This window comes from Saccharopolyspora sp. ASAGF58 (genome assembly GCF_012277335.1).
Classification (GTDB): Bacteria; Actinomycetota; Actinomycetes; order Mycobacteriales; family Pseudonocardiaceae; genus Saccharopolyspora; species Saccharopolyspora hattusasensis.
On record NZ_CP040605.1, the window covers coordinates 7,554,452 to 7,576,686 of the forward strand.

Sequence of the window (22,235 nt, forward strand, 5' to 3'; positions counted from 1 at the left end):
CCTGTCAGCAATCCGCGGCCAGGAACTCGCCGCGGCCTGCTTCGGAGTGCAGGTGGGAGCCGTCCCAGATCACCTCGCCGCGGGAAACGGTCAGCAGCACCTTGCCGCGCACCCGCATCCCGTCGAACGGGCTCCAACCCGCGTTGGAGTGCAGCTCAGCACCGTCGACGATCCATTCCCGGTGCGGGTCGAGCACGACCAGATCGCCGTCCAGCCCCGGCTTCAGGTCGCCCTTGCGCCCGGCGAGGCCGAACGCCTTCGCCACCTTCGTCGCGGTGGTGCGCACCAGCTCGCACGGGTCGATCTTGCGCGTGTGCAACGCTTCGCTCGCGGTCACCGGCAGCAGCGTCTCGACACCGGGCCCGCCGGAGGCGTTGTCGAAGATGTTCTTCCTGTCCTTGTAGTGCTTCGGCCATGGTGCGTGGTCCGAGGCGATCGCGTCGATCTGACCGGCGCGGAAGCGCTCCCACAGGCCGTCGACGTGCTCGGCGTCGCGCAGCGGCGGATTGCATTTGAGCCACGCACCGCGCCGGACCATGTCCTCGGCGGTCAGTGTCAGGTAATGCGGGCAAACCTCCACAGTGGCCGGTGCTCCCCCGGATCGGTGCCATTGCACCAGATCGACCGCACGAGGCGTGCTGATGTGGCAGAAGTGCAGCTTCACGCCCGTGTCGCGGCCGAGCTCCAGCACATTGGCCACCGCCGCGGTCTCCGTGACCGGCGGCCGCGCGGCGCAGTGCAGGCGCGGGTCGAGCTCGCCCGAGGCGTGCAGCTCGGCGACCTTGGCCCGCACGATCTCGTCGTTCTCGGCGTGCACGCACAGCCGACGGCCGGTCTTGGCGATCTCGGCGAACACCTCGATGAGCTCGTCGTCCGGAGTGCGCGGAAACCGGTTCGGGTCGGTGTGGTACGTCGAGACCTTGAAGCAGGCGGCCCCCGCCTCGGCCAGGCCGGCGATCTGCGAGATCCCGTTGCCACCAGGTTCGACCGTGGCGTACACGGCGACGTCGACGTGCGCTTCGCGGCGTACCCGCGCCAGCTTGTCGTTGAACGCCGACACCGACCAGATCGGTCCCTCCTGGTCGAACGGCATCTCCAGGATCGTGGTCACACCGCCCGCGGCGGCCGACCTGGTGCCCGCCTCGATGCCCTCACCGGCGTAGCTCAGGCAGTGCACGTGCGGGTCGATCACTCCGGGCATCACGTACGCTTCGCCCACGTCGACGCGCTGCTCGGCGGGGGCGTCGCTCGGGACGTCGAGGACGGCGATGATGCGACCGTCGCGGACCCGCACCTCGCCGCGCGGGTACTGCGCGTCCGAGGTGACGAGGTGGCCGACGACCGCGAGGTCAGCGACGAGATCGTTGGGTTCAGGCATGCCTAAAGAGTCATTCAGGCATCAACATGCGACAACCCGATTCTCAACTCTTGATAATCGCCAGGTTCCCGCCATCGACGACATTGCGGCGGTGGCTGGGCGCACCACACAGCCCGCCAAGCCGTCGTTACAACGGATGATCTTCGGCCGGACCGGACCGAGCAGCTGTTCAGCGCAGGGCGCTTACCCGGTGTTTCGCTCGCTGTAGCCATTCAGGGCGGATTTCGACGCCCCACCCCGGGCCAGGCGGTATCTCCACGGTTCCGTCGCGTGGGACGAGCTCCGGCTCGAAGATGCCGCGCTGCCAGGGGTAGTAGTCGTCGGGCTCGATGGAGAACTCGACGTAGTTCCCGGCGTTCTCGATCCCGCTCATCAGGTGGAGAGCGAACACCGTCACGAGCGTGAGATTCGCCGAGTGCGGGACGATGGGTAGCCCAGCAGTGCGCGCCAGTTCCGCCACCCGCAATGCCCGGGACATGCCCCCGACGTAGCAGACGTCGGGCTGCATGACATCGACCGCCCGCATCTCGGCCATCCTGCGCCACACCGGCATCAGGCAGTCCTGCTCGCCGCCGGCGACGTCGAGGCTGAGGGCAGCGCTGACCTCCGCGGTCCACTCAAGCTCCCAGTACGGGCAAGGCTCCTCGAAATGAGCAACACCGTAGTCGTCGAGCATCCGCCCGACCTCGATCGCCCGCGTGGGCGTGTAACTGCTGTTCGCATCGACGAGCAGGATCGCGTCGTCTCCGAGTGCCTTCCGCACCGCTGGCAGCAGCTCCTCGGTCCGCCCAGGCCACTCGTCCTGGTCATGACCGCACTCGCGCCCGATACGCACCTTGAAGGCGCGATAGCCGTACTCACCCTGAAGCCGTGCTAGCCGGTCCGCCTCGTCGCGCGGCTCGATGTCCCGGCGCATGCTGGAGGCGTAGACGGGAAACCGCCCGGGCCTGCCATCGAGAAGCTCGCACACGCCCGCACCAGCCCGTTTGCCGCGAAGGTCCCATAGCGCGGTGTCCAGACCCCCGAGTGCCCGGCACACGTAGGAGCCTGGGAACTTGTGCTCTCGTTCGAGGATCTCCGTTTCCAGCGTCGCGAGGTCGGCGGCATTGGCACCGAGGGCGTGCGGTGCAATCTGCCGGTGCAGTACGTGGACGGTGATGTCGGCGTTGTACGGCGCGACCTGTCCCCAGCCTTCAGCTCCGTCGGCTGTGCGGACGCGCACCAGGGCAACATTTTCGGTGGAGAACGTCTCGATGTTCGTAATCTCGTCTTCGTTCGTCATGAATCGCCTTCCGTTGCCGGAGCCGCCGGACCGCCTCACGCCGTCGTTCCGCTGGACTACGTCAGTTGATGTTGTCGGGTTTCCGGCCGCTGGTCGCGAGGACGGGTGTGGGCCGGATCGACACCTGCACCGGAGTTCCCGCCGCAAGGTTCGCGCCCTCGGTGTTGGAGACCTGGGCGAGGACCTCGGCACCGTCGGCGAGCCGGGTGTGGATCCGGCACAGCGATCCGAGGAAGCTGACCGAGAGCACTCGTCCGTTGCCGTCGTCGCGCGGTGTCACCTGAACCGACTCGGGCCGCACGAACACGGTGGCGTCACCAGATGTCGCGGAGCCTTCGAGCAACGGCAGACGAGTTCCGAGAACGGTGGTCTCTGCGTTGTCGACCACGCCGGCCAGCCGGTTGGTGAGTCCGACGAACTCGGCAACGAACGCGGTACGGGGACGGTTGTACAACTCGACCGGCGTGGCGAGTTGCTGCAGGCGCCCGGCGGACATGACCCCGACCCGATCGGCCATCGCCAGCGCTTCCTCCTGGTCATGCGTCACGAACAGGGTCGTGGTGCCAACGTCAAGCTGCACCCGGCGGATCTCGTCGCGCAGCTGAGCGCGCACTCTGGCGTCCAACAGCACGGACGACCACGAAGAGCCGAGGCTTCTCGCCGCTTCGGCAAGCGTCACGATATCGATCGCGCCGAGACCCGCGTCCAGTGCCGGTAGTGATGGAAGAAGCTCAAGGGAGCATGAAGTGACCGACCGCGTCCAAGCTGTCGAACGAGCTTTGCTCATGCTCGAAGAAGTCGCAGCAAGCCCGGATCCGCTCAGCGCCCCGGAAATCGCTCAGCGAGCCGGAGTCAACCGGGCCACCGCCTGGCGCCTGCTGGGCACCCTCGAGCACTTCGACCTCATCGAGCGGGACCCGCACAGCGGCCGGTACACGGTGTCCTACGGGGCCGTACGCCTATCGATGGCGACCAACTTCTCGGCACTGGTTCGGCGGGCTCGCCCCACCCTGCAATGGCTGGCGGCCAAAACCGATGGCAGCGCCTTCCTCGAAGTCGCCAGCCGCGGACGCCTCGTCGTGCTCGACGAAGCCCGGGCCGCAAGTCCCGTCCTTGTCGACCTCGCCGGGATGGACATCCCATTGCACTGCGGATCAATCGGCAAGCTCTACCTCGCCACGCTCGCGGAGGACGAACTGGCCAGATACCTGGAAGCACCGCTGGAGGCACCCACGAAATACACGGTCGCCGACCCGGCAACGCTGCGCAGCCAACTGACCGAATGCCGGCAAACCGGTGTCGCGGTGAACTACAAGGAGCACCGCGAGGAGTGGTGCGGGATCAGCTCGGCGGTCCGAGATCGAGCAGGCCGAGATCTGGCGTACGTCAACGTCACACTCCCGACCTACCGATGGACCGAACCAGCACTACGCGCACTGGAAGAGCCACTGCGCGCCGCAGCGCACGAAATCGAAGACCGGATCTACAACCAACCTCGTGAGTGATCATTCCGGTAAGAACCGGCATTGCCACTCACGAACCCACCGTTGCCACTCACGACGGGTGTCAAAATCGACGATGACCTGGCCGGTTTAGCGCGGCTGCCAGGTCGGCCACCCAAGCTCAGCCACTCCGAGTTGAGGAATCGCGACGGGCGTTTCGGTAAGCGGGACGCCGTGAGTGTTTTTGGGTGCTATGGCACCCACAAACGCTCACGGGTGTTCTTCCGCCACCCGGACACGACCAGAGGATCGTGGCGGGAGAGCTGAGTTCGGCGAACTGGAGGCCACCGCCTGCTGGAAGGTTCCGGGCAGGGTCTCGATCCCCGCAGCCGCGTTGTGTCAGGTCCACCGTCCGGTGCCATGGGTTTCGTCCGTTGCCGTGATCTCCTGAAGTAGGGCGAGGCGGCGGACCTTGCCGGTTCCGGTGCGTGGGATCTGATCCCAAGTCAGGGCAATCGGCGCTTGGAGCGGCAGAATGTCGTGGGTCGCTCGCAGCCAGCTCGCCTTGTCGAGCTCGCCGTCGACGGTGACGACGACCGGCAGCGGCGCCTTCCCCGGTTGTCCGAGGACCACGCACTCCAGCGCCTGTGGTAGCCGTTCCTCCAAGATGTCTTCGACACGCAAACAACTCATCCCCGGCACCATGTCGACCTCGCGGTCGAGCAAATCCACGCTGCCATCCCGGTTGCGCACCCCGAGATCACCGGTGATCCACCAGTCTCCCCAGTGCTTGGCCTGCCATCGGTCCGTCTCCCCGACGTAGTCCAGGCAGCGGGCGGCGGTCTTGGTCAGCACGAGCCCAGGCCGGCCGCGCGGCACAGGCTCGAAGCTGTCGGGATCGACCACGCGCAACCGGGTCTTGGCCGGGACCGCGTAGCCGACGTTGCGGCTCGTGCGGCCGCTGTGCTTCAGATCAACCGAGGACCGGGTGTGGAAGCGGAAGGTCAGCGGCCCGGTCTCGGACTGCCCCCATCCTTGCATCCACAGTGGACGCTTGCGGTGACTTGCGGTCAGATAGGAGCGGATCGTGGGCGGGTGCATGGCGTCGTAGGTACTCACGAACAGCCGCGTCCGCCGGAACGGGTTGTCCAGCCGCTCGGTCAACTGTGCGAACCGCACGTACGTCGCCGGTAGGGCTTCCATGACCGTCGGCGGATGTGCGCGCAACACCGGGTCCGCCCGGTCGGCGTCCTGCTGCGAGATGACGACGATCTCCCGCGGCGCCAGGCAGAACGCGCTCGCGGTCCAGCAGAAGGTGCGGCCATGCGCGTACGCGCTCGCATTGACGAGCGTATCGTCACGACGCATCCCGATCACCGGGTAGCGCACCGTCTCGAATCTCGCCAACTGGCCGATGATCGTGTTCCGCGAGTGGACTACCAGTTTGGGCGTCCCGGTCGTCCCGGAAGTATGCATCACGGCGAGCGGATCGTCGCCATGGCGCCGGCGCGGGCCGGGTGCGGTGTGCCCGCGCACATCATCCAGGGACAGCGTGCCGGGCACCGCACCGTCGAGTACCAGCGTCGTGCCGGCGAACGACGCCAGGTCGACGCCTGCCGCGCGGGCCTGTTCGAGCACCGCTGCTGTAGTGACCAGCACTTTGGGATCGAGGCGCTTGAGAAGGGCCTCGACGGTGCTGCTGGACAAGCGGTCGGAAAGCTTCGCCGGGACGGCGCCGATGCGCACAGCCGCACAGGACAACAAGTCGTAGTCCCAGTGGTTCTCCTTGACGATCGCCACTCGGTCGCGGTGACCGGCACCAGCCGCCGCGAGCCAGCCGGCCAGTTCTTGCACCAGCTCCGCGAGGTCCGCGACGCCGAACTTGCGACGGTCGTCGCCGAGGTCGAAAGGGCGGTCCAGGTGAACCGTGGTTGGGGTGCCGTGTTCGGCGACTTCATCGAACAGGACGCCCATATCGTCCGGTTTCACACGGCCTCCAATGCCGAATTGAGCGACGGTCGTCGACGGTCTGTTTTTCCTCCGAGCCGGCTCAGCGTCCGAGAAGCGGCGAGCGCTCCCGCGCGCACGGCGCCTTCACTCGACGGCCGCAGTGTCAACCAGTCACCCGCGTAGTCGACCGGCGCGCAGGCGCGTGCCATGAACGCGGAACGCAACCGCAGAGCCTCCGGGGTCGCTTCGGGCAGCCCATACCGGAACCGGTGTACGAAATTCGCCGCATTGGCCGATTCCAAACCGGGCACGTAGCGGGCCGCCGCAGCGGTCAGCCGCGCGATCACGTCGGGCTCCGGAGCGTCCAGCAACTCCGCGACGGTGCGGGCATTGGCCATCAGGGTCAGCAGTCCCTTGCCCGCCGGCACGCGCCCAGGGTGCTTGGCGTGGTCGATGATGATCCCGGACAGCACCGATTCCTCGGCTTCCGGGGTGAGCAGCACATACATCGGATGGCGGGACTCCGGTGCCACCGGTCGGTCCAGCAGGCAGCTGACCTTCAGCGTCGGGGTGAACGTGCACGCCGAAAGGAACGGACGCTCGTGCTCGGGCGTGTTGGCGTGCAGCGTCGCGGCGATCGGCGCCGGCACGCACAGCAGGACCGAACGGGCCGTCACGGTATCCCCACCGATCAGCAGGCGTGCCGAATCCCGCTCCGCAGCGACCTGGTCCACGCGCACACCGGTGGCCACGTCGAGGCCATCGGCCAGGCGGCGCGTGAGCGTGTCCATCCCATCGCGATAGGTTCGCCAGCTGCCGACCTGGCCAACGGCCAGCAGCAGACTCAACATCGGTGCCGCAGCGGAGCGCGCCGTATCCCAGCCGAAGAAACAGCCCGCAACCGGTTGGAACAGGTAATCGTGCAGTTCGTCGTGGTAGCGCCGGGTGAACTCGCGGACGGTCGCGGCGCCCAGCGGTGTGGACTCCGGAAAGTCGCAGTCGTATTCTGCCTTCCGGCGCGATGCGCCGCCGAGCACTCGAGCCAGGTCGAGGCGAGCCCGCAACGACAGCCCCGCGCCGGTAAGCATCCCAGCCCGGTCTGCGACACCGTGGTGAACGCGCCCGTCCCGCCACATACCGATGGCGCTGCCGATCTTAGGAATGTCGTCGAGCGACACCCCAAGGCGGGCCAGAAGCTGCCAGGTGGCACGGTAGCCGTGCGGGGACAACTGCTCCGCCCCCTCATCGAGCACGAAACCTTCGTGCCGGAAGCTGTGCATCCGGCCGCCGACTTCCGGCTGCGCCTCGAACACCCGCACATCCAAGCCTGCCCGCTGCAACTCGTGCGCCGCGGTCAGGCCAGAAACGCCCGCCCCGACGACGGCGACGTCGAGATCAGTGCTCACGCCGGGCCTCCCAGACCGATGAGCAGGTTCGCGACGATCAGCAGCCCGACGCTGACCCGGTGAACCTTGAAGCCCAACTTGCGGGCTCGCATGATGTCGCCGGCTCGGAAGCCGAGGTAGTACTGCCGCGCGCGCAGCGCCGTCGCCGGAAGCATCAGCAGCACGAACCACCACGGCGCGGCCCCGAGCGCCGAAGCCAACGCACCGATGGCGAACTCGGCGAACGAGAGCGCACCGATGAAAATCGTGTTGCCCCGTTCCGAGACGAGAGCCGCAACGGTCGGCCGGTTCACCAAGCGGTCGCCCTCGACGTCGTTGCTGTTGGAGTAGACACCGAACATGAGCGGGCCGAAGCCGAACAAAACGCCCTGCACGAACACGAACCAGGAGAACTGCCCGGACACAAGGCCGTAGGGCGCGATAACCATAGAGAGGCCGAGCCAGACGAGGAAGATCTCCTGAAGCCCGCGGTAGCTCAGCTTGAGTCCGTAGGAGTACTGCAACGCCAGGACATAGAGCACGCCGGTTACCGCGACAGTCCATACCGGACTCGCGGGCGCGATTGCGAGCGTGCCCGCCCAGGCCGCGGCCCCAAGCAGCGCGGCGATCCAGCCGAAGCGCTCCGCTTCGCGAGGTTGCAGCGTGCCGGCGACGAGCGGCTTCCGCAGCTTCTTACGGAGCGGATTGTCCGGCCCGTAGTTCTTGATATCGCTGCCGTCGCGGAACCCGGTGAGGTCGTCGAAAGCGACCAGCGCGACGGTCACGAGGACCTCGCCGATGAGGAAGCCGAGCAGGGTAAGGACGGTGCGTGCGTTTAGCGCACCCAACGGCAGGACCACCGCGGAGGCGGCCACGAAGATGCTGAGGTAGTAGTCGTAGACGTCGAGCTTGGCTAGTCGCGCGTAACTGCGGAGCTTGCTTTCCGGCCGGACTTCTCCGGTCGGGCTCCCCCGCCTCGTTTCAGTGTTCATGATCGATACCCGCTTCAGCCGGGAAACCGGATCAGTGCCGCCGTGGAACGGTCCCCGCCGTAATCCAGCTCCTGCGTCTCAACGAGCTGTGCGCCCGGCATCAGCGCGAGGTAGTCGTCCACCGACCGCAGCCGGGACCACTCGCTGACCGGGATCGCTGCCTGCGCGTACTCCACGAGCACGAAGTAACGGCTGGAGTGCGAGATCGACCGGCAGATCTCGGCCAGTGCCGCCTCGTCGAGTACGTGCATCAGCACCCAAACCGACACGGCGACATCGAACTTCCGCCCATGCCAGGGCAAGTCTTCGGCACGACCCAGCTCAAACTCCACATTGGACAGCTCGGAGCAGGATTCCTTTGCTACGTCCAGCATTCCGGGAGTCATGTCCAGCGCCGTAACACGGTCTGCCTCTGCGGCCAGAGTCGGTGTCAGGCGGCCGATCCCGCATCCGATCTCCAGCGCGGCGGACAGCGGACGGGCGAGTTCTCGTGCCGCGGTCCGCAGTTGCCCCGCCACCACCTGCCGAGTCCGCTCCGTCGTGTCGGCGTTGTACTCCGCCGGCTGGGAAGCACGCATCACGCGGGCCAGGCCCTCCCGCTGGGCCCGCTGCCGCCACTCTTCCGTTACGTCACCTGCCGTGACAATAGAAGTGGTGTTATACAAGGATTATCTCCTCAGTTCGGATGTCCGCGCGGCCGGTGACCAGAACGGCACCGGCCGCACGGAATCAGCATCCGCGGTGAAGGTCAGCCCAACAGCTCGACGTCGGACAGGCCGAAGTGGTAGTCGCGGACGGCCGCCAGGAGCTCGTCCGTGGACAGCTCACCATTGCCGTCCTTGTCGACCCCCTGGAACGCCGCCGCGGCCTGGCTCTCGTCCATCCCCAGGGCGGTGAGCCAAGTGGCGAACTCCGCGCCGTTGATCTTCCCATCGCCGTTCTTGTCGCACAACGCAACGATGCCCTGTACCACCGGCGTCAGCGCACGGTTGAACTCGGCCTCACCCTTCTCGAAGATGAGCTTCTCCGTGACGCCAATGAACTGCTCCTCGGTGACCCGGCCGTTGCTCCCGGCCTCCTGGTCGACGTATTCGAACAGACCGATCAAGGCGTTCTTGATCGGCTGCACGTCCGCCGAGTCCACGCTCTTACCGAAAGCCTGAGCGATCTGGGCTGCCTCCTGCTCGAAGTCCGCCCGCTCCAAACGGCCGCTGCCGTCGTGGTCCCACTTGGCAAAACGCTTCTGCAGCCGCTCGGTGGCGACGGTAGTGGTCATCTCTCAATCACTCCATTTCGTTATTACCTGGAAAAAGCGGCGCGCGAAGCGCGCGTCGCCTCACACAGACGTTCGCTGATCGTCCGCGTAAGATTGTTTATTTCTTAGAGCCTGTTGGTGGATGGTCTGGGTGGGTGGTCGCTTAGCGGAACCTGAGAGGTTCCCTGGACTGCGGGTGCCCCTCCTGATGTATGTCCAATACGCGGCGGAGGGGCCGTCCTCGCCAGAAAACCTCTCAGAACCCGCCGATGGTCGTCTTGACAAGGTGGATGCAAGCGGCTACGCCGCTTCCAAAGGCGCGGACGGCATTCGCCGCCAGGCTCTTAGATTTGAGCCATCGGAATACCGCGGTCGATTGCGGCAGTACCGAACGCGCAGCGAGCACCGACGCCACGTTTCAGACGGAGAAGCTCCCACTGCCCGGAGCAACGTGGGCGCCCTGTCCCGGCCCGACAGTCAGGCTCGGCCCCAGGCAGAACGGATCTCCGTAGATGCGCACCGGCTTATCGGTCTGGTTGTTCAAGACGTGCGCCGCGAGCGGCAGTTTGTAGCAGCCGTCCGGGTTCTCGTATGTGGTCAGCGGCTGCACTTCGGATTCGAAAACCGTGACCTGTCCGGTGGCTGCCAAGGCGGGAACTGCGGTAGCTCCCATCGCGGCGAGCGCACCGAAAAAACTTAGCAGAGCCATACCCGTCCTAGACATGCGGGTTCCTTTCTCACATCTCGCTTCGCTACGAGGAGGTCGCTATGGACAGCCGGTTGTAGGCGTTGATCAACGCGATCGTCCATAGCAGACTCGCCAACTGCGGTTCGTCGAAGTGCTTCTCCGCCGGCCGGTAGTCCTCGTCTGGCACCTTTCGGTCGTTGAGCAGCGTCACGGACTCGGTCAACCGCAGCGCCGCCTGCTCCCTTTCGGTGAACAGGCTCGAGTCCGGCCAGTTCTCCAGCTCCTGCAAACGATGTTCGGACTCGCCCGCCTCTCGCGCGGACCGCGTGTGCATCGCGATGCAGAACTGGCACCCGTTGAGCTGCGAGGCACGGATGCGGACGAGCTCGAGCAATTTCGCGTCCACACCGGATTCCCGCGCGCGTTCCTCCGCGTCCCGGCTGAGCGTGTTCAGGGCACCGAAGTTCTCCGGCGATTCCTGGATGAGATTGACTCGCTGGCTCATGGTTTCAGCTCCCAACCGGGTCACAAATCTGGGCAGTACTGCGTTCGACGGCGATTGCCGTGGTAGTACGGCGGCATACCTTCCCGGTCGGGGCCAACGGAAGTTCCGGCAACCGAACCAGGAACTCCGGTAGTTTCCGCCGTTCAAGGCCGCGCTCCTGCTCTAGGAACCCGGTGATCTCGGCGAGAGACAGCTCGGGAGTTCCCGCTGCTTGACTGATGCACGCGCACATTCGTTCGCCGAGATCGTCATCTGGTACCGGAACGCAAGCCACATCGACGACCGCCGGATGTGCGCTGATCTCACGCTCGACCTCAGCCGGGCTGATCTTGTAGCCACCCCTCGAGACGACCTGCTCGATCCTCCCGAGGACGTGCAACCGCCCGTGCTCGTCGAGCAACCCCAGGTCTCCGCTGCGTACCCAACCGCCCGGGGCGCGATGACGGGCATCGAGCTCAGGGGCCGCCACATAGCATAGCGGAGTCATCGGGCCACGAGCCCAGATTTCGCCGGACTCGCCCACCGGAACAGGCTGCCCCTGGCGGTCCACGATGCGGATCGATGCGACCGACTCATCCGGAGTTCCGGTACCTTTTTCCCGGCTGGTGCCGGTTCTCGCGGTGTGACAGTTCACCCCGTCCGATGATCCGTAGATGGTGATGACCTCGCAGCCAAGCCGCCGACGGCATTGCGCCGCGGTGACATCGGAGAGCGGAGCAGCACTCGACACGACGGCGCGCAGGCTCGACGTGTCTTCGTCCGGTGCGCTGGGATGTTCCGATAGCCGCCGCAGCATCGTCGGTACCCCGAACAGATGGGTCGGACGGTACTTGGTGACCATCCGCAGGACCTGCGCCGAATCGAACCGCTCAGCGAGCACCAGCGTCCAGCCCAAAGCCGCGATGGCGACGAAGGTCGCGCACGAACCGTAGGACGAGGCCATCGACATGAGGATGAGGCCGCGCGCCGGCCCATTTCCGCCGTGCAGGGCCCGCACATAATTCGCTCGCCCGCCGGCCATGGCGTTGTGCGAATAGGCGATCATCTTCGGCTCCGCCAAGGTACCAGAGGTGACGAGAATCCGGACGGGGGCCTCCGGATCGACCGGCCGCGGGGACCAATCGTTCGACGGGCACACGTCGTCCAGCGAGCGTGTTCCGTTCTCGCCCGCACCGAAGGTGAATACCGCGCGAATATGCGGCAGCTCGCGGGCGACGTCCGCGTCCGGCGCGGCGCCGAAGATACCGGCGCTGGCACGCGACCGGCCGAGCAAACTGATCGTATCCCTGCTACCGCGGCCCGCCAGGTACGGCAGCGCCACCGCGCCGATGGCGGCGACCGCGAGTTCCGCTACGGCCATCCGCCACCCGTTGGGCATGCGGATTCCGATGATGTCCCGCGCGCCAAGCCCGGCATCGGTCAGCGCTGCCGCGATCCGGCGCACCTCACGGTCCAGCGCTGCGTAGTCGAGCGACCGTTGCGCGTCGATGACCGCTTCGCGATCCGGGTGTGCGCGAACATGCTCGGTGAAGAGCGTGTAGATGTCCTTACCCGGGCAGTCGCCTTGGCGCACCCACTGGCTCCGCAGTTCCGCAGGCACGCAGTCCCGGATTTCGGTGTCCGCCAGAGAAATCCAGTGGTCGTTCATTCGAACTCCCAAGGTGTCAGAGGAAATACGTGCTCGTCGCGTCCCAGTGCCAAGTCGAATCTCGGATCGGCGGCCAGGTCCCGCAGCTCGGTGCACACCTGTGTCGCCACCACGTCTGCCTCGGCCAACAGCGAGATCGATGTCGCCGTCGGTTGCTCCCGCAGCCTGGTAGCGATCTCGGCGGCGGTGCCGGAAGACCTGAGTCCAAGTGGCCCCGCAACGCTGCTGGGAGCTATTCCCCGCGGCAGCACGAGGTATCCGTCACCGGTCGCCAGGGGACGATCGAGCTCCGTCCACACCTGACGGTGGCGAGGCCGCGGCACCACGCCGGCCGATGAGTACAACGAAGAGTCCACCCTCGACCCGTTACCGGTGCGAACCCGCCTGAGCAACGAAGCCAGCACTCCCTGCGCACACACCAGCCCGCCGAGAATGTCCGTGAGTGTCATCAACGACGGGGCGCTCAGCTCGTCCTCGGGGTAGGCAGCGGCGCCGAGACCGCTATGCGCCTGCACCAGGAAATCGGTGCCCACCGGTTTATCGAGCCAGGGCAGCGGTTCCCAGCCCGATGCCCACGCATAGGTGAGTCCCGGTCTGCAGCGGGCGAGATCCGCCGCGTCCAGACCCAGCTGCTCGGCCTTGCCGGGCGCCCAGTTGTGCACGAACACGTCAGCCTCCGCGACGAGCTCGTAAACTGCGCGCCGACCGGAATCGGTCTTGAAGTCCAGCTCGACAACCCGTTTGCCCTCGTTCAGGGCGCGGAAGCGCGCGGAGCAATCGCCCGCCATCGGTGGGATTCCCCGCATCGGATCGCCACCCGGCGGCTCGATGCGGATGACCTCGGCCCCCAGCATCCGCAGAACATGCCCCGCTACCGGGCCCTGGACCCGCCGTGTCGACTCCACCACGACGATCCCCTCGAGTGGTCTCGCAAGGGATGTCGCCGGCCGGACCTCCCCCATACCCGGGAGAATGCGCAGGCTGCACGCGGCAACGTCGACCGGATGCGCAGGATATTCCCGCAACGGCAGCGCGTGGATACCGGCGGATAGGGCTGCGGCCGAAATGACGTCGTAGTCCAAGCCCGCCATCGTCTTGTGCAGTTCCGACGGCAGATTGGCCGATGCCGTGGCGAAACGCTGCTGGAAGGGCCACCAGCCCTCGCCGATCGCTGCGGGCTCGGCACCGAGCGCACGCCAGAACAGCTGCCAGCCCTCGGCATACAACGTTTCAATTTCGAACCGGATCCCGTCCCGCGACCGGAACGGTGGACGGCCACCAGCCTCCCAACTCTCCACCCAGTCGTCGTCGCTGGTCGCCGCCGCGAGATACTGCTGTACCGCCAGCAACGCGGCCTGCGCGACGGACGTGCGGACCGCGCTCAGCCGGACGCCCCGCTCGCGTGCGATGGATCCCGCCAGGACTCCCTGCGCCGCAAGTACCCCGGCCACCGTCGAGGCGTAGTCCACGCCAAGCCTGGCCGGCCGACCGGCGGCCCGCCCGTGCACGTGCATGATCCCGCACGCCGCCTGCACCGCAGACTCGTCCGGCAGCGGTATACCGACCGGGCCGGACCAATCGATATCGGCATCGACCTGCGCTGCCGCGCAGTCCGCCGGCAAGGCGCTCAGCTGCGCCTCCGCCACCCGGGCGGCGACCTTTGCGGCCGCCTTCCGAACCGGAGCCGACGTCGTCACGACTGCAGTTCCTTTCGCCCCTGCACCGAGTACATGACGCTGGACGATGCCTGGAACGACGGTTCGCGCATCATCGCGCGCACCTCCGCCAGCTCCTCGTCTGTCATCCCCACCGAGACCAGCCCGTCCCGCAGCTGGTACGTGTGGTTCAGCTGCAGCTGCAGAGCCGCCGACTGCGCGTGCCGCAACTGGATGTACGGCTGCGGGTCGATTTCCACCAGACCCGCCGCGCGCATCGCCGCGGCGACCCGCCTTCCCCACTCGGGATCGCCGCCACGCGAGCGCATCAACCTCGTCTTGGCAGTCAGGAACTTCTGGTAGACCTGCGCGGCGCGTTCATCAGGTGCCAGCAGCAGCGGTTCGTATGCGGTGTCGAACTCTTCGATCTGCAACCAGCCGCCCGGTTTCAGCGCCCGGACGAGTTTCGCCATGATCGCGTCGCGTTCGGGGAGGTGTTGGAGAACCAGCCTGGCCACGATCAGATCGAACCGGTTTTCCGGCAACGGTTCGATCCTGGCGTCGTGCACGGCCGCAGTCAGGTTTGGGTGATCATCGATGCGGCCCTGCTCGACGTCGGTGGCCAGGACGCTTCCGGTGGGCGCGACGCGATCGGCGAGCCATCTCGCGACCGAGCCATTGCCGGCCCCCAGCTCCAGGCAGTGCCAGCCGTCCGAAACCCCAGTGGCGGCAAGGCGTTCGGTGGTCATCGGGTCATACGCAGCGGTCAAACAGCGGTACTGCTCACCTCGGCGGCTATTGTCACTGAACACGTAGTCGTGCGTGTCGGATGCGACCGTCGTCAACGCGATACACCTTCCTCGTCGGCAAAATCGCAGACCGCGTCGGCGATGTACGTCACCTCGGAGTCACTGAGGTGCGGGTAGATCGGGAGTGCCAGGATCCGCCGGCTCGCGTATTCGGCGTTCGGCCACCGCCCGCCCGCGGCGGCGTGCGGCGCGAATCCGGCCTGCAGCGGAAGCGGCTGCGGGTAGTAGACGTGCGAGCCGATGCCCCGCTCCGCCAGGTGGTCGCGCAACTCATCGCGTTCCTCGGCTTGAACGCAATAGACGTAGTAGCAACGTCCTTCCCTACCCGACGGCGGGGGCACGACACCGCGACCGTCCAGCCCGGAGAAGCGTTCGGTGTAGTAGTCGGCGATGGCGGCCCGACGTTCCAGGCGCGCCGGGAGTCCCGCGAACCGGTACGTCTGGAAGGCCGCCTGGATCTCGTCGAACCGGCTGTTCGTACCGACGATTTCGTAGACGAACCGCCGCCGGTTCTGCCCGTGGTTGCGCAGCATCCGCACCCTGCGCCCCAACTCTGGGTCGCGAGTGACGACAGCACCCCCCTCGCCGGGCATGCCGAAGGACTTCACCTGCACGAAAGAAAAGACGCCGGCCTCACCCCAAAGCCCGGCGGGCGTGCCGTCCAGCACCGCCCCCTGGGCTACCGCGGAGTCCTCGAGAAGCCGCAGCCCGTACTTCGCCGCCAGCTCCACGAAGCGCGGCATGTCCGCCATGATCGAGAACATGTGCGCCGGCATGATCGCCTTGGTCCGGTCGGTGATCCGCCGCTCGACGTCGTCCGGATCGACGACCATGGTGTGCGGGGCGATGTCGGCGAAGACCGGCTTCGCCCCCACCTCGAGCACCGACGACGCCAATGGCGCACAACCGAAGGCCGGCACCACCACCTCGTCCCCGGACCCGATGTCCATCGCGCGCAGCACCAAGCCGAGAGCGCTGGTGCCACTACCGCAGGCGACGACATCGGCTGCGCCGAGCGATTCCCGCAGCAGCTCCTCGAAATCGGCGGTGCGCTCACCGAGGATGAACTTCTGCTCGCGCCCGGTGCCGATCTCCCGGAGCAGCTCGAGCATTACCTTCCGGTCGTCGGCGAACAGGTCCGTTGGAAAGAACGGGAGTTCCGAACGCATCAGGCGCACCTCCGGAAGCAGAACTCGCGAACGGCGGAGCAGACCCGGTCGAGTTGCCCGTCTTCGAGATCGGGGTACAGCGGTAGCGCCACGGCCCGCTCGCTGGCGGCTTCCGAGGTCGGGAAGTCCCCTCGCCGGTGCCCGTGCCCGGCAAAGCAGGGCTGCAGGTGCAGTGGCGTCGGGTAGTACGTCTCGGTGCCGATCCCGCACCGGGCCAGGTGGTCGACCAGCTCGTCGCGATGTTCGACCTCGATCAGGTAAGCGTAGAAGACCGCCGCCGACCCCGGTCCCCGGTCGACCACCTGCGGAAGCCGGAACACGCCGGGTACCCCGCGGAGCCTTTCCCGGTAGGCTTCGGCCAGTTCCGCTCGGCGGGCGATGTCGGCATCCAGGCTCGTCATCTTGGCCAGCAGCACGGCCGCCTGGATGTCGTCCATCTTGCTGTTGGTGCCCACCAGACCGGTTTCGGTGGAAATGCCCGGGAAGTTGTCGAGGGTCCGGCCGAATCGGCCGTGGTGCCGCAGCCCGGAGACCAGCTCAGCGATCTGCGGATCGTTCGTGAGCACCGCACCGGCGTCACCCAGCGCACCCAACGTCTTGCTGGGGAAGAACGAAAGCACACCACCGGCACCGTGCAGGCCCGCGTGGATCCCGGCCTGCCGCATCCCGATGCTCTCGGCGCTGTCCTCCAGCAGGGTCAGCCCTCGGCGGTCGACGACTTCGCGCAACGCGGGCATATCGGCCATCTGGCAGAACAAGTGCGCCGGCATCACGAAGCGGGTGCGCGGCCCCGCGACCCGGTCGACCTCGGCCGCATCCAGCGCGTAGGTGACGGGATCGATGTCGGCGAACACCGGCCGCCCGCCGGCGAGCACGACCGACGTCGCGGTGGAGACGAACGAATACGCCGGCACCACCACTTCGTCCCCGGGACGCAACCCAGCCGCGCGCAGCAACAGAATCAGCGCGTCGGTGCCGCTGTTGACCCCTACCGCGAAACGCGCACCGGTGTAGTCGGCGAGCCGGCGCTCCAATTCGCCGACCTGGCGCCCGTGGGAGAACTTCCCGTTGTCGAAGACCTCCTCGACGCGGGCGCTGATGGACGACCAAAGCCGGTCGAACGTTCGGGCTTGCGAGAAGAACGGAACAGAAACGTCGGCGGCGGCTGTTTCATTCGGCGATGTCATTAATCCTTCATCGCTGACGGGATCCGTCCCGCAGGACAATACGACCACACTCCTGTTAGGACACTCGATCGGGTTTGCGATCATGAACCTAGCCGACTCGCAACCCGAACCGAAAGCCGTCAGCCTCCTCGCTAGAATTTTTCACTCTTTCCGGTGAGAGATGAATCTCCATGTTTCGTTGCCACTTCCACCAGACCTTTGAGGACAGTAGCTTCGCTCCGACCGGACTTCCGCCGATCCGAGTTGTTCCGATCGGCATGGAACCACTTATCCGGTCCCCCCAAAATCAACCCGCAAGGGCTACGGAGTACGATGCTGCAACCATTCGTGGTCGGCCTTGGCCGGGCAGGCGCCGGCCTGCATTTACCGGTTCTCGCAAAAGCGCGAGCCGCCGCGAGCGAACTCTTCCGGCCCGGTCCCGTCGTCGCCTGCGACCCCGACCCGGACAAGCGCCCGGCCACTCCCGGCGTGACCACTGTCGACTCCGCACGCGCGGCCGCGCAGCGACTGGACCCGGATGGCACCGTGGTACACCTCTGCACGCCGCCGAAGAATCGGGCCGAAGCGCTCGCCGGCCTCGCCGAACTCGGCTTCCAGCGGTTCATCATCGAGAAACCCCTCGCCACCGGTGTCGATGAGCTCGGTGAGATCAGCGCGCTGCGCGGCCGGCACGGGCTCGACCCGGCGGTGGTGACGCATTGGCTGGACTCCGAGCTCACCCGCCGGCTCGTGTCATTGATCCGGCAGCAACGGCTCGGTGAACTCCGATCAATCACGGTGGCGCAACACAAACCCCGGTTCACCCGCTCCACCGGGACCGACGGGCACCCGACGGCATTCGACGTCGAGGTACCGCATTCCCTCGGCGTAGTGCTGCACCTGGCCGGGCCGGCAACGGTCCGGCACGCGAAGTTGACCGACATGCACGGACCGAACGCCGTGCTCCCCCGGATGGGCAGCGCACGGCTGGTCCTGCAGCACCAGAACGGCGTCGTCACCGAGATCTTCTCCGACCTGACCGCACCGGTAAAGCAACGCCAGATCACCTTGGAATTCGACCGCGGCCAGGCGATCGGCCACTACCCCATCAGCGACAGCGACGACCACGCACAGCTAATGATCCGCGGCGAATCCCCGGGCCGGGAGGTCTTCCGCGATGACGCACTGACCAGCTTCATGGTGCGCGCCTACCGCCATTTCCAAGGATCCGAGCGCAGCGACCACGGGACGTTCGACCTGCACTGCGACGTCGTCGGGCTGCTTGCGGCAGCGAAGCAGCACTGCCTGGCGGCCGAGCAGGTCGTCACGTCCACGCCGAAAGGCAGGATTCTCCACGATGCGTGCTGAACAACCTCCCGTGCCGAACCCGCTTGCCGGTATCGGAGACGAAGCGGCCGCCGCGCTGACCGACCAGATCACCGCCGTCAAACGTCTCGGCTGGTCGGCGATCGAACTGCGCACAGCAGACGGGATCGCGCTGGCGGACCTGGACGCGAAGCAGTTCTCCAGCGTGCTGCGCACCGTCCGCGCCGCGGACCTCGACGTGGTGTGCCTCGCCTCCCGAATCGGCAACTGGTCCCGGACCATCACCTCGCCGTTCGCCGACGACATACACGAACTCGACGTCCTGGCGGAACGTTGCCACCAACTGGGCACCCGGTTGATCCGCATCATGTCCTACCCCAACGACGGCCTTCCCGACACCGAGTGGCGTGATCGCGCGCTGGCCCGCGTCACCCGGCTGGCCGAACGCGCCGCAGAGCACGGCGTCACGCTGGTGCACGAGAACTGCGCGGGATGGGCAGGCAGCAACGCCGACCGGATGCTGGAACTGGTCCGCGAGGCCGGCGGTGCCTCGCTGCGGTTGCTCTTCGACACGGGCAACGGCGTCGAGTACGGCTACGACTCCCACGACTTACTCCGGCGAATCCTGCCGCACGTCGCGCACGTGCACATCAAGGACGCGATCGGCGCGCCGGGCGACGCCGCATACGTCCTGCCCGGCGAAGGGCAGTGCCGCGTCGCCGAAAGCCTGCGACTGCTGATCGCGTCCGGCTACCCGGGAGCCTTGTCGATCGAACCGCACCTGCTCAACCGGCCGCATGAAGGCGTCCAGGCGGCCGGTTCCGACGCGGAGCCGTTCGTGCAGGCCGGCCGGTGCCTGGAAACGCTGCTGAACGAAGCGGGAACGCCCGCCGCGCTCGACGAGCCGGATCGTTCCGCCAAGACCGGGCACGTCACATCGTGATGCAGCGCGAGATCTTCGGCCGCGACGATCGGGACCTACTCCTGCACCTGCTGGCGACCCCCACCGTCGGGCCGTTGGAAGCGTCCGCAACCGACCCACCACCGCAGCTGTGGCAAGCGCAGCGCAGCTACGCCCAGGCTGCCGCCGCCCTCGGATTCCAGACGGTGCGCCACGAAAGCCCGGCGCCTGACGTCTTGGCGCGTGCCGACGTACCGCGCACCGTGCGCGACGCCGCAGCAGACCCGCAATTCCTCGCACAACAACCGAGCCTGGTGCTCCGCCTCGGCCCCGAACTCCCGCGCGAGGCCACCGTGCTGTTCAACGTCCACCTGGACACGGTCGCCGGCGTCGAACCGGTGGCCTTCCACGACGGACGCTTCACCGGACGCGGCGCCATCGACGCGAAAGGGCCGGCGGTGGCCCTGCTCGCGGGCATCCGCGACGCCACCCGGACCAACCCCGCACTCGGGCGCGACGTCGGAGTCCTCGTGCAGGCCGTGTCGGGCGAAGAAGGCGGCGCGATGGGCACTTTCGGGACCCGCCCGCTCGTGGAGTCCGGTTTTTTCGGCCGGCTCAACATCTTCTGCGAACCGACGGGCCTGCAGTACCTGCCCCGTGCGACGGCCTCGATGACGGCGTGCGTGCAGGTGGACGGCCACGGCGCCATCGACGACCGGCCCGACACCGGGCACAACGCCACCGTGCTCCTCGGTTTCCTCGCCCAGCACATCGCCCGTGAACTCGATCCGCGGCACCGCCCGGGCCGGCTCTGCGTCGCCGGAATCCACACCGGTGACCTGCACAACCGGGTCTACGGCAGCGGAAAACTGCTGATCAACCTCTCCTACTCGAACGCTTCCGAGGGTGCCGCGGCGGAGGCCGAACTGCTCGCAGCGGTCAACAGCGGAGTCGAGCAGTTCACCGCGACCTTCGCCGGCACCCGAGAATTCACCCGCACCGCGGCCGACGCCTCGTCCATCACCCGCGTGGACTGGCTCAAGCGCGGCTTGCCGTGCCTGCACAACTCCGCGGCGTGGGCCGAAGAGCTCCTCACCAACGCCGGCGCGGCTCGCTGGCCGGACAGCACCCCGGCCTTCACCTGCGACGCGATCTGGATGCACGGCGTCCCCGACACCTACACCGCAGTGCTGGGTCCCGGAACCCTCGACGGGAACAACGCCCACGCCGAAGGGGAATTCGCCGAACTGGACGAACTCGGGAGATTTGCGTCCATCGTGTCCTCGCTGCTCACCGGCTTCGCCGATCAGCACCGCCGCCAGTTCCAGGAAGGGAAGATTCGATGACGCTGCAACAGCGAACGCGGGCCGCCGCGGGCACCGTCCAGGTGCGCTACGAAGAGCTGCACGCCTGGGTCAGCCAACTGTTCACCGAACGCGGGATGCCGCCGCACCGCGCACGCACTGCCGCTTCCGCGCTGTGCCACGGCGATCTGACGGGATTCGACTCGCACGGCGTGTTCAACCTGTCCCGCCTCTACCTGCCGCTGTTCGACTCCGGCCGCGTCGACCCGGCCGCGGAGCCGGAGATCGTCACGGACACCGGTGCCTGCGCCGTCGTCGACTCGCGGCGCGCACTCGGCCTGTGGTCGGCCGCCGAAGCGATGGACACCGCCGTCGAACGCGCCGGAAGACACGGGATCGGCCTGGTGTCCGTCCGCGACGCGACGCACTTCGGCTGTGCGGGCTATCACGCGACACGTGCCGCCGAGCGGGGCATGGTCGGCATCGTCGCGAGCAACTGCGGAGGCCAACGCATCGCCCGGCCCCCGCTCGGCGCGCTGACGATGCTCGGGACCAATCCGCTCGCCGTCGCTGCCCCAGCCTTGCCGGACCACCCATTCGTACTGGACATGAGCACCACGGTGGTTCCCACCGGCAAGGTGCGCATCGCCGCGAGCCGCGGCGAGACCATTCCACCGGGTTGGCTCACCGACGACGCCGGGAACCCGGTCACCGATCCCGCTGTCTTCGACCGCGGCACGGCGCACCTGGGTTGGCTTGGTGGATCCCCGGAAACCGGCGCCTACAAGGGTTACGGACTGGGTCTCGTCGTCGAGTTGCTGGCCGCGTTGCTACCCGGCGCCGACCTCGGCCCCGCGCCGGCGGCCCTGCAGGGCGACGGCGGCCCGCACGGACGCGATGACGGAATCGGCTTCTTCGTCCTGGCGATCGCGCCGGATCTGCTTCGCCCAGATGGCGCCTTCGGCGCCGACGCGCACACGATGTTCACCACCCTGGCCGACTGCCCGCCGGCGGCCCCGGGCGACCTTGTCCGGTATCCCGGCTGGTGGGAGGCCGAACGAGCCCTCGAACGCCACCGTTGCGGAGTCCCGATCCCCGCACACGTCCACCGCGAACTGCTCGAACTCGGGCTGCCCGGCACCGAACCGGCGGGTGAGCACCATTGACTTCTCTCCTCCCTGAAGGAAGGAGATTCAGTCCTCGCGGACTGAGTTTCCTGCTTCAACGACCGCAGCGTCCCCACCGTGGCGGTTCGGTCTCACACGATCTCACTCAGGCGTTCGGACCGGGATGGTCCGGGTTCCCGCTCGACCAGCGGTACCCACCTACTTGCTCGGGTGTTCCCACTTGCGTGGGGGTGGTAGGTCTCACCTACCGAAA

20 protein-coding genes are annotated in these 22,235 nt (G+C 67.1%); 5 read left to right on the forward strand and 15 right to left on the reverse strand.

The genetic code is table 11. The features are described from left to right. Window positions 1–4: 4 nt before the first annotated feature. From FDZ84_RS35410 to FDZ84_RS35420, 3 genes are all read right to left on the reverse strand, one after another. Complete coding sequence (locus tag FDZ84_RS35410) at window positions 5–1,378, reverse strand: dihydroorotase family protein (RefSeq protein WP_168589382.1); 1,374 nt, start codon at window positions 1,376–1,378, stop codon at window positions 5–7. Between the two features lie 169 nt (window positions 1,379–1,547). Further along, window positions 1,548–2,660 carry a mandelate racemase/muconate lactonizing enzyme family protein gene (locus FDZ84_RS35415; RefSeq protein WP_168589383.1) on the reverse strand — a complete coding sequence of 371 codons (1,113 nt, stop codon included), beginning with the start codon at window positions 2,658–2,660 and terminating at the stop codon, window positions 1,548–1,550. Window positions 2,661–2,721: 61 nt separating this feature from the next. Next, entirely contained in the window at window positions 2,722–3,339 is a 618-nt protein-coding gene (locus FDZ84_RS35420) for an ABC transporter ATP-binding protein (RefSeq protein WP_210435323.1), read from the reverse strand. Window positions 3,340–3,406: 67 nt separating this feature from the next. Between FDZ84_RS35420 and FDZ84_RS35425 the strand changes: the two genes are divergently transcribed. Beyond that, window positions 3,407–4,165 (forward strand): IclR family transcriptional regulator, encoded by a 759-nt coding sequence (locus FDZ84_RS35425; protein ID WP_210435324.1) that lies wholly within the window; start codon window positions 3,407–3,409, stop codon window positions 4,163–4,165. Window positions 4,166–4,501: 336 nt separating this feature from the next. On the opposite strand, the gene FDZ84_RS35430 is transcribed toward FDZ84_RS35425, so the two are convergent. The 12 genes from FDZ84_RS35430 to FDZ84_RS35485 form a co-directional block, all read right to left on the reverse strand. After that, window positions 4,502–6,076, reverse strand: a complete 1,575-nt coding sequence (locus FDZ84_RS35430) for a class I adenylate-forming enzyme family protein (protein WP_168590594.1) — start codon at window positions 6,074–6,076, stop codon at window positions 4,502–4,504. Between the two features lie 11 nt (window positions 6,077–6,087). Further along, complete coding sequence (locus FDZ84_RS35435) at window positions 6,088–7,458, reverse strand: NAD(P)/FAD-dependent oxidoreductase (protein WP_168589386.1); 1,371 nt, start codon at window positions 7,456–7,458, stop codon at window positions 6,088–6,090. Beyond that, window positions 7,455–8,429 carry a UbiA family prenyltransferase gene (locus tag FDZ84_RS35440; RefSeq protein ID WP_168589387.1) on the reverse strand — a complete coding sequence of 325 codons (975 nt, stop codon included), beginning with the start codon at window positions 8,427–8,429 and terminating at the stop codon, window positions 7,455–7,457. Before FDZ84_RS35440 ends, FDZ84_RS35435 begins: the two co-directional genes overlap by 4 nt. Before the next feature lie 14 nt (window positions 8,430–8,443). Then, window positions 8,444–9,094, reverse strand: a complete 651-nt coding sequence (locus FDZ84_RS35445; protein WP_168589388.1) for a class I SAM-dependent methyltransferase — start codon at window positions 9,092–9,094, stop codon at window positions 8,444–8,446. 83 nt (window positions 9,095–9,177) lie between these two features. Continuing rightward, a complete protein-coding gene (locus tag FDZ84_RS35450) occupies window positions 9,178–9,705 on the reverse strand; it encodes an EF-hand domain-containing protein (protein WP_168589389.1) in 528 nt (175 codons plus the stop codon). A 397-nt stretch (window positions 9,706–10,102) separates the two neighbouring features. After that, window positions 10,103–10,408 carry a hypothetical protein gene (locus FDZ84_RS35455; protein ID WP_371812737.1) on the reverse strand — a complete coding sequence of 102 codons (306 nt, stop codon included), beginning with the start codon at window positions 10,406–10,408 and terminating at the stop codon, window positions 10,103–10,105. 28 nt (window positions 10,409–10,436) lie between these two features. Beyond that, entirely contained in the window at window positions 10,437–10,877 is a 441-nt protein-coding gene (locus FDZ84_RS35460; protein ID WP_168589390.1) for a carboxymuconolactone decarboxylase family protein, read from the reverse strand. A gap of 4 nt (window positions 10,878–10,881) precedes the next feature. Beyond that, a complete protein-coding gene (locus FDZ84_RS35465) occupies window positions 10,882–12,525 on the reverse strand; it encodes a class I adenylate-forming enzyme family protein (RefSeq protein ID WP_168589391.1) in 1,644 nt (547 codons plus the stop codon). Next, window positions 12,522–14,222, reverse strand: a complete 1,701-nt coding sequence (locus tag FDZ84_RS35470; RefSeq protein ID WP_168589392.1) for a CoA transferase — start codon at window positions 14,220–14,222, stop codon at window positions 12,522–12,524. Before FDZ84_RS35470 ends, FDZ84_RS35465 begins: the two co-directional genes overlap by 4 nt. Further along, window positions 14,219–15,025: a class I SAM-dependent methyltransferase gene (locus FDZ84_RS35475; RefSeq protein WP_168589393.1), complete on the reverse strand. Its 807-nt coding sequence runs from the start codon at window positions 15,023–15,025 to the stop codon at window positions 14,219–14,221. Before FDZ84_RS35475 ends, FDZ84_RS35470 begins: the two co-directional genes overlap by 4 nt. After that, the gene (locus FDZ84_RS35480; protein ID WP_210435325.1) at window positions 15,022–16,158 is read right to left on the reverse strand and encodes a DegT/DnrJ/EryC1/StrS aminotransferase family protein; all 1,137 of its coding nucleotides are present in this window, start codon (window positions 16,156–16,158) and stop codon (window positions 15,022–15,024) included. The genes FDZ84_RS35475 and FDZ84_RS35480 overlap by 4 nt, the downstream gene beginning before the upstream one ends. Beyond that, on the reverse strand, window positions 16,158–17,345 hold the full coding sequence (locus FDZ84_RS35485; RefSeq protein WP_168589394.1) for a DegT/DnrJ/EryC1/StrS aminotransferase family protein: 1,188 nt from the start codon (window positions 17,343–17,345) through the stop codon (window positions 16,158–16,160). The genes FDZ84_RS35480 and FDZ84_RS35485 overlap by 1 nt, the downstream gene beginning before the upstream one ends. 312 nt (window positions 17,346–17,657) lie before the next feature. Between FDZ84_RS35485 and FDZ84_RS35490 the strand changes: the two genes are divergently transcribed. From FDZ84_RS35490 to FDZ84_RS35505, 4 genes are read left to right on the forward strand one after another with little or no spacing between them, the layout of a single operon-like run. Beyond that, the gene (locus FDZ84_RS35490; protein WP_168589395.1) at window positions 17,658–18,692 is read left to right on the forward strand and encodes a Gfo/Idh/MocA family protein; all 1,035 of its coding nucleotides are present in this window, start codon (window positions 17,658–17,660) and stop codon (window positions 18,690–18,692) included. Beyond that, the gene (locus FDZ84_RS35495; protein ID WP_168589396.1) at window positions 18,682–19,593 is read left to right on the forward strand and encodes a sugar phosphate isomerase/epimerase; all 912 of its coding nucleotides are present in this window, start codon (window positions 18,682–18,684) and stop codon (window positions 19,591–19,593) included. Before FDZ84_RS35490 ends, FDZ84_RS35495 begins: the two co-directional genes overlap by 11 nt. Then, a complete protein-coding gene (locus FDZ84_RS35500) occupies window positions 19,593–20,897 on the forward strand; it encodes a M20/M25/M40 family metallo-hydrolase (protein WP_168590597.1) in 1,305 nt (434 codons plus the stop codon). The genes FDZ84_RS35495 and FDZ84_RS35500 overlap by 1 nt, the downstream gene beginning before the upstream one ends. After that, window positions 20,894–22,021 (forward strand): Ldh family oxidoreductase, encoded by a 1,128-nt coding sequence (locus FDZ84_RS35505; RefSeq protein ID WP_168589397.1) that lies wholly within the window; start codon window positions 20,894–20,896, stop codon window positions 22,019–22,021. Before FDZ84_RS35500 ends, FDZ84_RS35505 begins: the two co-directional genes overlap by 4 nt. The last annotated feature ends 214 nt before the right edge of the window (window positions 22,022–22,235 follow it).